The following is a 14,173-nucleotide window of genomic DNA, read 5'->3' on the forward strand; positions in this document are numbered from 1 at the left end:
TTGATGTTTTGCATCAAGGTTTTTTTGGTTATTAATAATTAAGGATTCATCGACTTAAATTTAGAAAGTAAGCTTATCCCAACCTTGTTTACACCACTGCTTAATCCAAGTGCCAGTTTATCGCTTAGTCCCTTTTTAACTTTATATTTTACTTTATATATTTGACGCTCAGATTGCTGCTCTAATAAAGCATCATCACTGGTTTTAATAACATCTACTAAGCCTTTATCAATTGCTTGCATTGCAAACCAATGCTCACCTGTAGCCACTAAATCAATATTTAGGCTTGGGCGCTGTGTGCTTACAAAGGTTTTAAATAAACCATGAGTTTCTTCAATTTCGTCGCGAAACTTTTCACGTGCTTTATCTGTGTTTTCACCAAATAATGTGAGGGTACGTTTAAATTCACCTGCTGTAATTTGTTCAAACTCTACGTCGTTTTTCTTTAATATTTTATTAAAGTTAGGGATTTGTGCAATCACCCCAATCGAACCTACAATTGCAAATGGCGCTGCAAGTATTTCATCAGCTACACATGCCATCATATAACCGCCGCTTGCTGCTACTTTATCAATTGCTACACTTAAAGGAATACCCGCGCTTTTAATTCTCTGTAACTGAGATGCAGCAAGTCCATAGCCATGAACAACCCCACCACCACTTTCTAAACGCACTAATACTTTATCTGTTTTAGGATCTGCAATCGAAATAATAGCAGTCACTTCCTCTCGTAAACTTTCTACTTCGTGCGCGTCCATACTACCGGTAAAATCGACTACATATAAACGAGGCTTTGGATCATCACTGACTGTTTTTTTACTCTGCGCTTTTAATTGCTTTTGATGCGCTTTTAACTCTTTTTTAGACAATGTATTGTGCAAAAAACCTTCTTTGAGCTCGTTAAGTTTTTCAGATACATCTTCAATTTCAATCTCACCTTTTTTCGCTTTTGGCTTAACGGCGGAAGCAACTATAAGCATTAACACAACGGCAATTGCGATAACAAATGTCACTGTTTTGGCAAAAAACAAACCGTATTCGTATAAAAATTCCAACTGGTTTCTCCATTAATAAATTTAAGCTAATTTATCATGCTTTTAACCAAAAAAAAGCCACTATACAGTGGCTTTTATAAGTTAACGTTTAAAGTAGTAGATTAATCAGTAACAACGTCACTATTTGTTACTAATAACATACGACCGCGTGTTGCTAAGTAAACAGCAACCTGCATCTGCATTTCTGCATTTGCAGCCGCGCTTCCCTCTACAGTAGCGGCCTCTGCAGCATCTTGAGCTGGCGTTAATATAGAACCGTGGTGCCCTTTAGTAAATTTAACTAAATAGCTTGCTGGTGTTTCGCTTGATGGCTGAGTTGTACTTACAGTCTCTAGACCCATAAAAGTGGCCAGTGGGATTGTGCCAGAAATAGGGTTATTTGCAGCCATTGGTGGTATAACTTGGTCAGGCTTATTATCCTCGCCATCACCTACAACAACATTTGTATAAACAGGTGTGCCTAAAGCTTTAACCGCTGCCGCATAATTTGTTGGGTCACCGCTATCAAGGGCTGTTTGTGCTGCAAATGCAAACTGAGTAAAGACATCTTGAATATTAGTAAGCTTGCTTGTTTCGCCAGCTGTAGTTAAAGAAGCTACATACTCGTTATAACCACACGTTAAATACGCTTCCATATCTGGTAAAAATGTACCACAGTTTGATACAGCATCAGCTTGTAAATACGCGTTAAACTCATCAGCCTCTGTTGTACCAGCTTGAGATAACACTGAACCTTGAATAAATGGGCCAAATGCCGCCGACTCAAGTAAAAAGCTAGCAATACCGCCACCGCCACTGGCAAGTGCTACTGTGTTTACATTAAACAAAGGATCAACAGTTGGCGCTAGTGGGTTATTAGCCTGTGAAATAAATGCAGGGGCTACAATAGAGCCTAATGAATGGCCAATGTAAGTGACGTCTTGCGCGTTGATCGTTTCATCATTTATAAAGTTTAATCCTAAACGTAAACCTAATAAATCGGCTGACGATTGACGTAAACTATCACGCGCGACTAACAATGAGCTTAAGTTCATGTAACTTAGAACAGAACCCGTAGTTGCATTAAAATCATCAGTGCCATCGCCATCAACATCTACTCCACGCTCACCATGGCGAGGATGATCTATTGCTGCTGTAGCAAATCCTTGAATTGATAATTGCGCGGTCAGTGCTAACATGCTTTCTTTTTCTGTAGTGATGCCATGCTGCATAATAACCACCGGCCAGCCGCTTTCAGGCATTTCGATAGCATCTAACTGAAGTTGTGCGCGTATACCGTTTATAACGGGTAAAATTGGTTTAGTTATTTGTACTGGCACATCAGCCATGCTTTGAACTTTAGGGATAGAATTATATTTTGTTAAGTGTCGAGTAGAATCTAAGCCTAAATCACGAAGTTGACCCTCACTTAACGCTGCACATAGCGCATCATTTTCACTCACAGGCTCTGTAGGAAACGACTCCCCAAGTGCTGCTTTATACCCTAAAACAGCAACTGCGTTATCACACATACCTTGCCAGTATGTATCGTTTAAATCGCTTATCTCTGTTCCTGTAGGTGTTCCTAAATACATAGGTAATGTAATGTTACCTTTTAAATACTGAACGCCAGAAAAAGCAGCTGATACTGGCACACCACCTGCTGCAAAAACTTGCTGAACATTTACTACATCTTGTTCAGGTACATTAACCATTGGTGTTGGCAATGCATCGTTTTGCAAACTAGCTGCAAGTAAGTTTTTAATGGTACCAAGTACAGGCCCTGCTGATTGAATCGTCATCGCAGAAGAAAAGATAATATCGTCTTTGGTAATATCACCAGAACTAACCACTACATTTTCATAACTATTTACAGCCGCTTGAAGACCCAGCTGAGCATCTGTTATTAAAGGAGCTTCTTCACTTACTAAAGCATAGGTAGAAGAAGGTTGAATAGAGCGCCCTAATGAATCTTTAAGCCCCGTAGTTAAAACATTTATATAAGAGCTGCCTGGTGAAAATGGTTTAAGCGGTATAACAGCAACGCCATTACCAGAGGCCTGAGTTATAAAATCTACACCAAAAGTAAGTTCACCTACTAATTTACAGGCTGTACCAGCGGTAACTACAGAGCATTCTGCATCCGTTAAACTTGCGCCCATAACCACTTCAAAAATTCTTAACGTACCAGGGCTTGCAGCTGATGCTTCATCAAGTGATACATCACTTGGAAATGTTAAATCAATTTTATAAGGAACCTGAGAGGACCAACCATCTAAAGCCCCCAGAGCTAGTTGAGGGTCTGAGTACGCAGCGCGAGATATAGATACATTATCATCATTTAGCTCCCCAGGAATGTTAAGTGTACCGTCTTGAGTACCGCTCATTAATAAGTCATTAGGGACAGATAAAACGCCATTTGCAGGATCGAAAGTAACCGTTGCATTGGGGACTATAGTTGCACTGTCATTCTTAACATCTTCTAACGTTTCTCCGCCGCCACAACCTGCTAATGCAGCTGTAACAGAGAGTGAGAGTAGCATTTTTTTCATATTGTTGGCTCCGCACAAATCTTATTTTTATAGTGTGTGTTTTAAGTGTGTTAAAGTTAAAATAATGTAACCGATTTATTAATGAGACATTAGACCAGTTAAACTTAACGTAAAGTATCTATTTTCGCCACCTAAATTTACAATAAATTCGATTACTTCACGTTTTGCTATGTTAAAATCATAAAAATTTTATGAATTGGTAATTTTATGCACACTTATCAAGCAGCTGAAAACGCATTACAAGACAAAGTTATTTTGATCACAGGCGCTGGCGATGGTATTGGCCGAGTAGCCGCAATAACCTATGCAAAACATGGCGCAACTGTAATTTTATTAGGGAAAACAACTAATAAACTCGAGTGTGTTTACGATGAAATAGTAAATGCTGGTTACCCACAGCCCGCTATAGTCCCAATGGATCTTAAAGGGGCGACTAAGCAAAACTATCGTGACTTAGCTGCCACTATAGAAAGTCAATTTGGACGCCTTGATGGATTACTTAATAATGCCGGAATTTTAGGGTCTCTTGGGCCACTTGAGCATTTTTGTTCGTCTACTTTTGAAAACATAATGAAAGTAAATGTAACCGCACAAGCAATGATCACTAAAGCGCTTTTCCCTGTACTTCGTAAATCAAAAAGTGCCTCTGTCGTTTTTACATCTTCAGGGGTAGGACGAAAAGGCCGTGAGTTTTGGGGGCCATATGCTATTTCAAAATTTGCTGTAGAGGGCATGATGCAAACATGGGCGTGCGAAGTCGGTAAAACATCTATTCGTGTAAACTGTATCAACCCAGGTGCCACCAGAACGTCTATGCGCGCTGCAGCTTACCCAGGCGAAGACAGAGACAAACTTGCCACACCGAAAGATTTAATGCCAACCTATTTATACTTAATGAGTGATGACTCATCATCAGTAAATGGCGAATCACTTGATGCGCAACCTAAAAAATAAAATATATTTTTAATTATCAAAAAAGCCGCATTATTTGCGGCTTTTTTGGTAGTAAATACTCAGTAATTACTTACGTTTAGTTTGCTTAACACGTTGATTGTGTTTTTTTACAGCTTTGCGTATTTGATTGATTTTAGCACGCTTGTCTTTACGCTTTTCAGGCATAACTGACAATTTAGTCTGGGTTTCTCTACCAAGTTTAACTGTTTTACGTAAATAGTTAACTGTTTCAAGGTCTAACTCATTCCAGCCACCTTGAGGTACGCGCTTATCAAGCTCTAATTTGCCGTAACGGATACGAATAAGGCGAGATACTTCAACATCTTGAGACTGCCATAAACGACGAACTTCGCGGTTACGTCCTTCATTAAGTGTAACGTTAAACCAGCGGTTGATACCTTCGCCGCCCATTGGTTTTACACTTAAAAACTTAGCGGGACCATCTTCTAGCTCAACACCACGAGTAAGGTTTTTAACTGTTTCATTTGTGACTTCACCAAATACTCGAGCAGAGTATTCACGCTCTACTTCGTAGCTTGGGTGCATCAAACGATTTGCCAGCTCGCCATCATTAGTAAATAACATTAAGCCTGCGGTATTAATATCTAATCGTCCAACCGCAATCCAGCGCTCACCGTCAATACGAGGTAAGCGATCGAATACAGTACGACGGCCTTCAGGATCTTTACGTGTACTTAACTCACCTTCTGGTTTGTTGTACATAATGACACGACAGATACGATCTGCTTTCTCTTCAATTTTTACAGTATGACCGTCAACTCGAATTAAATCGGTTTCTTCAACACGGTCGCCTAGCTTAGCTACTTTGCCGTTAACACTAACGCGATTAGCATCAATGTATTTTTCCATTTCACGGCGTGAGCCTACGCCTGCACGGGCTAAGACTTTTTGTAACTTTTCACCTTGTATACTCATTCGGATGGTTCTCTCACAGAAGGATCGCTCATTAACTGATTAATTTTGCTTTGCTGATCTGATGGCAAAGCAGGTAAATTATCTAAACCTGTTAACGAAAAATAATCTAAAAATTGCTTAGTAGTTGCATATAATGCTGGTTTACCCGGTACTTCTTTATGCCCTACCACTTTAACCCACTCTCTTTCGAGTAAGGTTTTTATAATATTCGAACCCGTTGTTACCCCTCTTACTTGCTCAATTTCGCCACGCGTAATGGGCTGCCTGTAAGCGATAAGAGATAGCGTTTCAAGTAATGCACGTGAATACTTAGGCGCTCGTTCCTGCCATAAGTTATTTAGCCAAGGGCTTAAACTACTACAAGCCTGAAACCGATAACCACTTCCTACTTCAACTAAGCGTATACCACGGGTTTGAAAATGTATTTGTATTGTATCAATAGCGTCATTTATACGCGCCATAGAAATGGCTAAATCAGCCAGCACAACATCTTTAAGCTGGCGTTTGCTTAGAGGTTTACTAGCTACAAATATCGCCGCTTCAATGATTTCAACTAATTGTTCATCACTTATACGCCGACTAGCCATACACCTATTACCAAATAAAAATACACAGCCAACTATTATGACAGAAGTAGAGCAAACTAGGAAAATATATCTGCTTTTTAACTAAATTAAATGCACAAAAAAGCCAGCAATTAGTGCTGGCTTGTTCTACTTAACTTACATAGATAATATTAGCTATGTCTAAGTACTTTAAGGGCATCATCTTCGGCTACGGCTTTACCGTATTTTTTAATGTAACCTTTAAACTCACCTCTGCTGATGCGTTTATCGTTATTGCCGTCCATATAACCGAAATGATTTGAAATATCGTCATCGTCAGCTTCTTCTACTGAAATGTACCCATTTTTATCATTATCTAAACTCTTAAAATCGTTTTCAATTTTATCAAATTTAGCTATTTTAGCTTTAAATGCTGACTCACTAACTTCACTGTCAGTGGCTACCTTACCGGTATTTAATTGCATGTAGGTGTTAAATTCTTTACGACTGATCTCATTATCCATATTGGTATCAATATTTGAAAAGTGGCCCCAAATGTTGTCATCATCTGCCTCTACTTTTGAAATATAACCATCACTGTCGTTATCTAAACTTGCGAAATCGCTGTCGATTTTTTCTAACCCTTGGTTAGATGCACAAGCCGCTAAGCTCAAAGATGCTAAAATAGTTGTTGCTAGTGTTAACTTTTTCATAAGACGTATCCTTGTAGTTAGTAAATGTCACTTTAACTAATACAAGTCCAATGCCAAAATAAATAACGCAATAAATATCAAGCACTTAATATTTTTTAGCTCACTTTATATACTCTAATCAATCACTTAGCTTTGCAATGATTGCAGCTTACTTTGTAATTTTTGCAAAAAAATACCCGGTATTAACCAGGCACTTTTTATAAAGCTAATATATTGCTTGAAAATTAAATAGCAGCGTTTTGGTAACGCTTAACAAACTCAGTTACGTTTTGACCGTTACATTTTAAAGAGTTTAAGTTACCAATCTTTTGACGTACTGGCGCTAACCCTTTTTTAAGTGCAGTCATACATAACTGTGTTTCTTGCTGTGCATCTTTAGCAAACACTTCTATTTTGTCTACTGAGGTTGTACTAACAGTTGTTTTTTTAGCGATATTGCGAATGTCTTCACCGTTACACAAAATACTCTTAGAAAAACGAGATAAATAAACGCCATGTTGCGCAGCTTCTTTACGGGCAACACTAAAGCCTTCATTAGCACTTAATACACATAATTTAGACTCAAGTTTGTTGTCTTGACTAAAGTAAGTATTGCTTTGTGCACAAACAGTTGCAGATGCAAATAAAGCGCTGGCTAAAAGTAGTTGTGTTTTCATGAGAGATCCTATTTGAACGAGTTAAATAAGTAATTTTTGCGCATTATATATTCAAAAAAACTTATATCAATTGAAATTATTATTTATTTAAATAATTAATATTGCATTTACAATGTTTAAACTTTAGCCACCATTTGATCAACATTTGTGCAGCTATTAACTCAATTTAGTCATGTGATGTACGCGTATTTACTGATACAATTTAGACCATTAAATAGAACCAATTTTAAGGTAAATTTTATGAAAGTGATTTCTTTCAATATCAATGGTCTGCGTGCTCGTCTTCATCAATTACAAGCAATAATAGATAAACACCAACCAGACGTTATTGGCTTGCAAGAGATTAAAGTTCATGATGAAGCATTCCCATTAGAAGATGTTCAAAAAATGGGATACCACGTTTATTTTCATGGTCAAAAAGCACATTACGGTGTAGCTATGTTATGCAAAAAAGAGCCTAAATCGGTCTTAAAAGGCTTTGCTACAGATACTGATGAATCACAAAAACGCATGATAAGCGTAACTATTGAACAAGACAATGGCCGTGACCTAACCGTTATGAATGGTTATTTCCCACAAGGCGATAATATTAATCACGAAACTAAATTTCCTTATAAACGTCAATTTTATAAAGACTTAATGACTCACCTTGAAACTAACCACACACCAGAGCAAGACGTAATTGTAATGGGCGACATAAACATCTCCCCTACCGACCTAGATATCGGCATTGGTGATGTAAACGCTAAGCGGTGGTTAAAAACAGGTAAATGTTCTTTCCAGCCAGAAGAGCGTGAGTGGTTAGCAACATTACTTAACTGGGGCTTTAAAGATACCTTTAGAGAGCAAAACCCAGACACAAACGATCAATACTCATGGTTTGACTATCGTTCAAAAGGCTTTGTAGATAACCGTGGCCTTCGTATCGACGTAGTACTTGCTACTAAAGACCTTGCTGCACGATGCATAGATACAGGTATTGATTATGAGCTGCGCGGTATTGAAAAGCCCTCTGATCACGCACCTATTTGGTCTACATTTAAATAGTTTTGATGCTTAGCTTTACTTTACAAGGGCTACTTTGGGCCCTTGTTATTATTATTGCTTTACTAAGCTTTGATAAAAAAACATACAAAGCACTTTATACAACACCCGCACGGCAAACGGGTGTGCTTGCATGCGCTTTAGTATTTGCCGTGCTTTGGCGTATAAAAGCCGGTATTCTAACAGGCCTCGATTTACACATTTTAGGCGTTACTGCAGCGACCTTAATTTTAGGGTGGCGATTAGCTATTTTAAGCTCTCTGCTAGCCAGCGTATTATTAACTGCCGTTGGTCAAATCGAGCTTAATCTGTTACCCATGCAAATACTTATTGGTGCCTTTATACCTATATTATTGAGCTACCTTGGCTTTTTAATTAGTTACCAATATTTACCTCGCCATTTTTTTGTTTATATATTTGTTTGTGCATTTATAACAGCTGGGTTTATTGCCTGTATAAAAATAAGCTTAGGTGCATTATTTTATTTGGCAATAGGCCAATACAATTGGCAAGAACTGGCTGATAACTACGTTTATTTGAGTGCTATAATTTGGTTTCCTGAAGCAATGCTCAATGGTATGGCTATTACCATTATGATTACTTACCGCCCACACTGGGTTAAAACTTTTTACGATAAGGACTACCTAGACTCATGAGTCTACAATATCAATGCCCACTGTGTAACCAAGCACTTATAAAAATAAAATCTACGCTTCGCTGTACTAATAATCACAGTTTTGATTTTGCAAAAGAAGGTTATGTTAACTTGCTGCCAGTACAGCAAAAAAATTCAAAGCAACCGGGCGATTCCCTAGAAATGGTGCAAGCTAGACGTGCATTTTTAGAAACTGGTCATTACCGCTTTTTGCAGCAAAGCCTTAGTAATACAATTAGTAAGATAAGCGCTAATACTATTGTAGATTTAGGTTGCGGCGAAGGGTTTTATACTCAAGCCATAGCAAATAAAACAAACGCGCAGGTATACGGCGTTGATATTTCAAAGTCTGCGGTTAAATATGCCGCTAAGCGTTATCCTAATTGCCATTTTAGCGTGGCTTCTATAAGCCAAGCCCCGTTTGAAAATGAATTTGCTGATGTGCTTGTTAGTGTTTTTGCTCCTTTATTTGAGCAAGAGCTAGCCCGCCTCGCAAATAAAAACACAACTTTAGTGGTTGCAAGCCCAGGTCCTTGGCATTTAAAAGAATTAAAAACGTACATTTATTCAAATGTAAATGAGCACACAGAAATAGCAACACCAGAAGGCTTTGAAAAATCAGCACAATCGCTTTTAACCGAAACCGTTACACTCGGTGTAGCCGACATTAAAAACTTAATTATGATGACTCCGTTTGCATGGAAGTTTAGACCCGAGCACTGGACAGCGCTTGAAGAAAAAGGTGAGCACAAGGTCACCTTATCGTTTTACATAACTCAGTTTATTAAAACTGCTCTTTAGTGAACGCCCTATCCATTTTTTCAAACATATCCTTAAGTAAGCTAGCAAGCTCCATGTAACGGGGCTTGTTTTCACTAAGTTGAACTTGATAACCGTTTTCTACCATTTTTGTATAAAGCTCGGTGTACCACTTATGCATTGCGGGTTCTAAAGGTGTTTGAGCTCGTTTACCTAGCCAAAATATACCTTGTAAAGGCAGTGATATAAAAAATAATGCGCTAGCAATTGCCTGTGGTAAAAAGTCAGGGCCTAAGTAGTTAAGTTGAAAAAACAAAGTAAGCATAGCTAAGATTGGCATCACAGTTATGGCAAGTTCAGTGGCTTTTATTACCCTAACTTCTAAAAACAAAGGTGCAAGCTCTTTGCGCATAGGCCAGTTTTTTGCATACAAACGACCCGTTTGTAGTTGTGACATCACACTTTTTTGCATCATGACTCCTCACAGATACCGCTTTTAAAAATAAGTTTAGTACTCAGCATTTCCAAAGTGTAACACAAAATAAGGACGTTACACTTTATCAGTAAAAACACTTAATTTTGCTGTTAAATCACCCAAAATACTAAACTAAATTGCTGAACTAAGTTAAAATAGGCAACGCTAAAATAAAATGTTTAGCCTTTATCAGCTCAAGTGTAGCGCCTAATACTTAACGCTCACTTACTAATTTGTTTATGGAAATTAAATCTATGCCAACAACTTCCCCTAAGTCACAACATGTTTTAGTACTAAATTGTGGTAGCTCTAGCTTAAAGTTTGCCATTATTGATGCAAACGACGGGCACGAAATAATTTCGGGCCTCGCAGAGCGCTTAGGTGCTGACGCGCCGTCTATTAAATATAAATATAATGGCGCCAAAACAGTAATTGAGCTGGGAGCAAATCAAGCACATGCTGAGGCAATAAATACGCTTGTAACCTTAATAAAAGATCACAAACTAGATGAGCACCTAATCGCTGTAGGCCATCGGGTAGTTCATGGTGGTGAGCACTTTACAAAATCAGTTCTAATTGATGATGCTGTAATTAAAGGTATTACTAAAGCATCATCATTGGCTCCTTTGCATGGCCATGCTAATTTGTTAGGAATTTCTTCAGCACAAAATTCCTTTACAGGCTTACCTCAAGTAGCCGTATTTGATACCGCTTTTCATCAAACCATGGATGAAGTTGCCTACTTATATGCATTACCTTATAAGCTTTATACCGACTACGGTGTAAGACGTTACGGCATGCATGGAACAAGCCATTATTACGTAGCAGGCCAAACAGCTAAATTGTTAAACCAGCCTATTGAGCAAAGTAATTTTATTAGCGCTCATCTAGGTAATGGTTGCTCTGTTTGCGCAATTAAAAACGGAGAAAGTGTTGATACAAGCATGGGCTTAACACCACTGGCAGGCATAGTTATGGGGACTCGTAGTGGTGATATTGACCCTGGTTTATTTAATTTTTTAACAACCCAACTAGATTATAACGCAAAACAAATTGATAACTTATTAAACCAAGAAAGTGGCCTTTTAGGTATTAGTGAGCTTTCTAATGACTGCCGTACAATTGAAGAAGCCGCAGTTGCAGGACATAAAAAAGCACAATTAGCGCTTGATATTTTTTGTTACCGTTTAGCTAAACAAATTGCGGCTTACATGGTGCCATTGCAACGTCTAGATGCACTTATTTTTACCGGCGGTATTGGTGAAAACTCCGATATTATTCGAGCAAATGTCATCAAACAACTTGGCTACTTAGGCCTTAACTGTGACGAGCAATCAAATTTAAATGCACGCTTTGGTAACCAAGGTATTATAAGTGCATCAGATAAGATGCCAAAAGCAATAGTAATGCCGACTAACGAAGAGTGGGTGATTGCTTTGGATGCCGCAAATATTGTGAAGGAGCTGTAATTATGGCACGTAGAATAATGCTTATACCCGTGTCTACCGGTGTTGGCTTAACATCAGTATCTGTTGGGTTAGTGCGCGCTTTGGAACAAAAAACGGTTAAAGTTAATTTCTTTAAACCAATCGCACAACCACGTACTGGTGAAACTGGCCCAGAAAAATCAACACAAGTTGTTATGCAAGGCTCATCAATCTCACCTCCAACACCCTTTGCATTAAGTTACGCTGAGCAAATGATTGGCGACGGTAAGGGTGATGATTTGCTTGAAGAAATTGTAGAACGATTTGAAAGTAAAATTAATGACGACGAAGTCGCTATCATTGAAGGTATGGTCCCTACGCGTAGGCAACCTTATGCAGGTCGCGTAAACCGCGAAATAGCGCAAACTCTCGGTGCCGACATTGTTTTTGTACTTACCCCTGGCAACTACAATATAACGCAAATAGAAGATAGACTTGAAATTGCTGCTGGTTATTATGGTGGTATAGATCACCCACGTGTTCTTGGTTGTATTTTTAATAAAGTAAATGCCCCACTTGACGAGGAAGGCCGCGCACGAGCAGATTTAGTCGATGCCTACAAACCTGACGAATTAGATAACGAGCTAAACCGCTTAGCTTCTTTACCAATTTTTAGAAAAAACCCGTTTATGTTACTTGGGGCCATTCCGTGGGACTTTGACCTAGTAGCACCACGCGTTAAAGATTTAAGCGCGTATTTAAAAGCGACCATTATTAACGAAGGTGACATGCTGCATCGTCGTCTGCGTCGAATTACATTTTGTGCACGAACAGTGTCAAACATTTTGAATCACTTTACGCCTGGCGCATTATTAGTTACACCAGGCGATCGCTCAGATATACTTGTAGCTGCCTGTTTATCGGCCATGAATGGCACCAAAATTGGCGCAATATTACTAACCGGTGGCTTTGAACCTGAAGCGCGCATAATGGCACTGTGCGAACAAGCTATGCAAACAGGCTTACCAATACTTGCGACCGAAGCCGATACATGGCGTACATCACTACTACTTCATAACTTTAATATGGAAGTACCGAGTGATGATGACCAACGAATTGAAAAAGTAAAAGATCACAATGCGCAGTTTATCGATTCAGACTGGTTAGATACGCTCGCTAAAAACGTTGGTAAAACACGTAAGCTGTCACCACCAGCATTTCGTTACTTATTAACAGATAAAGCCCGCAAAGCAGGTAAAACAGTCGTACTACCTGAAGGTAACGAACCACGCACAATAAAAGCGGCTGCTATTTGTGGTCAGCGCGGTATTGCTGAAACTATATTGCTAGGTGATCGCGATGAAATTATGCGTATAGCAGAGCAACAAGGTATAGAATTAAACGAACATGTAAGCATTGTTGAACCTAAAAGTGTTATTAGCGATTATATTGAACCTATGGTCGAGATACGCAAAGGTAAAGGTTTAACAGCCGTTGTGGCGCAAGAGCAACTGCAAGATAACGTAGTGCTTGGTACTATGATGCTAGAGCAAGGTAAAGTAGATGGCTTAGTATCGGGTGCAGTAAACACCACTGCTAATACTATTCGCCCGCCTCTTCAGCTTATTAAAACAGCCCCGGGCTCCTCGCTCGTATCCTCTGTATTTTTTATGCTACTGCCTGATCAAGTTCTTGTTTATGGGGACTGTGCAATAAACCCAGATCCAAATGCAGAGCAGCTTGCTGATATAGCAATTCAATCAGCCGACTCAGCCGCCGCGTTTGGAATTGAGCCGCGTGTAGCTATGATAAGTTACAGTACTGGCACATCTGGTACTGGTGCCGATGTAGAAAAAGTACGTGAGGCGACCAAAATAGCGCAGCAAAAACGTCCTGATTTGATTATTGATGGCCCCCTTCAGTACGACGCCGCAATTATGGAAAACGTTGCGCTTAAAAAAGCACCAAACAGTCCTGTTGCAGGTAAAGCAACCGTATTTATATTCCCAGATCTAAATACTGGTAATACAACCTATAAAGCCGTACAACGTAGTGCCGATTTAATAAGTATCGGCCCTATGCTACAAGGTATGCGTAAACCAGTTAACGATTTAAGCCGCGGCGCATTAGTTGACGATATTGTATATACTATTGCATTAACGGCTATTCAAGCAGCCCAAGCTGAAGCTTTAATTACGCAATAATCTAAACGTGTGCTTTTTATAGCCTAGCTATTATTTATTTAATAATTAATGAGTTAGGCTATTTATACCTACCAATTCCCATACTTATCCACAGAAATTGTGGGTAAGTTTTTAATCTTTATAAAAGCCTGCCTACAAACCGCTATTTTAGTCACTGATACACCTTTAATTTAAATCCAATAATCTATACTATAAAGCTATCTATATGGCTGTACCGCA

Annotated in this window: 13 protein-coding genes; 6 read left to right on the forward strand and 7 right to left on the reverse strand. The window is 38.9% G+C overall.

The window, feature by feature from the left end; genetic code table 11:
• Window positions 1-38: 38 nt before the first annotated feature.
• Both sohB and J8L71_RS08775 read right to left on the reverse strand, forming a co-directional pair.
• Complete coding sequence (gene sohB / locus J8L71_RS08770; protein WP_211000210.1) at window positions 39-1,055, reverse strand: protease SohB; 1,017 nt, start codon at window positions 1,053-1,055, stop codon at window positions 39-41.
• Between the two features lie 101 nt (window positions 1,056-1,156).
• Entirely contained in the window at window positions 1,157-3,586 is a 2,430-nt protein-coding gene (locus J8L71_RS08775; RefSeq protein WP_211000211.1) for a VolA/Pla-1 family phospholipase, read from the reverse strand.
• Window positions 3,587-3,793: 207 nt separating this feature from the next.
• On the opposite strand from J8L71_RS08775, the gene J8L71_RS08780 reads away from it, so the two are divergent.
• Window positions 3,794-4,540 carry a YciK family oxidoreductase gene (locus J8L71_RS08780; RefSeq protein WP_211000212.1) on the forward strand — a complete coding sequence of 249 codons (747 nt, stop codon included), beginning with the start codon at window positions 3,794-3,796 and terminating at the stop codon, window positions 4,538-4,540.
• A gap of 66 nt (window positions 4,541-4,606) precedes the next feature.
• On the opposite strand, the gene rluB is transcribed toward J8L71_RS08780, so the two are convergent.
• The 4 genes from rluB to J8L71_RS08800 form a co-directional block, all read right to left on the reverse strand.
• Window positions 4,607-5,476 (reverse strand): 23S rRNA pseudouridine(2605) synthase RluB, encoded by an 870-nt coding sequence (rluB, locus tag J8L71_RS08785; RefSeq protein WP_058549033.1) that lies wholly within the window; start codon window positions 5,474-5,476, stop codon window positions 4,607-4,609.
• On the reverse strand, window positions 5,473-6,063 hold the full coding sequence (scpB, locus tag J8L71_RS08790; protein WP_211000213.1) for an SMC-Scp complex subunit ScpB: 591 nt from the start codon (window positions 6,061-6,063) through the stop codon (window positions 5,473-5,475). Before scpB ends, rluB begins: the two co-directional genes overlap by 4 nt.
• Before the next feature lie 149 nt (window positions 6,064-6,212).
• A complete protein-coding gene (locus tag J8L71_RS08795; protein ID WP_211000214.1) occupies window positions 6,213-6,734 on the reverse strand; it encodes an EF-hand domain-containing protein in 522 nt (173 codons plus the stop codon).
• A 224-nt stretch (window positions 6,735-6,958) separates the two neighbouring features.
• Window positions 6,959-7,390, reverse strand: a complete 432-nt coding sequence (locus J8L71_RS08800) for an exonuclease III (protein WP_211000215.1) — start codon at window positions 7,388-7,390, stop codon at window positions 6,959-6,961.
• A 240-nt stretch (window positions 7,391-7,630) separates the two neighbouring features.
• Between J8L71_RS08800 and xthA the strand changes: the two genes are divergently transcribed.
• Genes xthA through J8L71_RS08815 form a run of 3 tightly spaced genes read left to right on the forward strand, consistent with a single transcriptional unit; the run spans window position 7,631 to window position 9,890 of the window.
• On the forward strand, window positions 7,631-8,437 hold the full coding sequence (gene xthA / locus J8L71_RS08805) for an exodeoxyribonuclease III (protein WP_211000216.1): 807 nt from the start codon (window positions 7,631-7,633) through the stop codon (window positions 8,435-8,437).
• Window positions 8,438-8,442: 5 nt separating this feature from the next.
• Window positions 8,443-9,090, forward strand: coding sequence for an energy-coupling factor ABC transporter permease (locus J8L71_RS08810; protein ID WP_211000217.1), 648 nt, complete (start codon window positions 8,443-8,445; stop codon window positions 9,088-9,090).
• Complete coding sequence (locus J8L71_RS08815; protein ID WP_211000218.1) at window positions 9,087-9,890, forward strand: putative RNA methyltransferase; 804 nt, start codon at window positions 9,087-9,089, stop codon at window positions 9,888-9,890. The genes J8L71_RS08810 and J8L71_RS08815 overlap by 4 nt, the downstream gene beginning before the upstream one ends.
• Here the strand turns inward: J8L71_RS08815 and yfbV are convergent.
• Complete coding sequence (gene yfbV, locus J8L71_RS08820; protein WP_211000270.1) at window positions 9,874-10,320, reverse strand: terminus macrodomain insulation protein YfbV; 447 nt, start codon at window positions 10,318-10,320, stop codon at window positions 9,874-9,876. The two genes, J8L71_RS08815 and yfbV, sit on opposite strands and share 17 nt — an antisense overlap.
• A 257-nt stretch (window positions 10,321-10,577) precedes the next feature.
• Here yfbV and J8L71_RS08825 point away from each other — a divergent pair, with 257 nt between their 5' ends.
• Together J8L71_RS08825 and pta are read left to right on the forward strand one after the other, a co-directional pair.
• A complete protein-coding gene (locus tag J8L71_RS08825) occupies window positions 10,578-11,792 on the forward strand; it encodes an acetate kinase (RefSeq protein ID WP_211000219.1) in 1,215 nt (404 codons plus the stop codon).
• Between the two features lie 2 nt (window positions 11,793-11,794).
• Window positions 11,795-13,954: a phosphate acetyltransferase gene (gene pta / locus J8L71_RS08830; RefSeq protein ID WP_211000220.1), complete on the forward strand. Its 2,160-nt coding sequence runs from the start codon at window positions 11,795-11,797 to the stop codon at window positions 13,952-13,954.
• Window positions 13,955-14,173: the final 219 nt, after the last annotated feature.

The organism is Pseudoalteromonas sp. MMG007 (genome assembly GCF_018100985.1).
Lineage (GTDB): Bacteria > Pseudomonadota > Gammaproteobacteria > Enterobacterales > Alteromonadaceae > Pseudoalteromonas.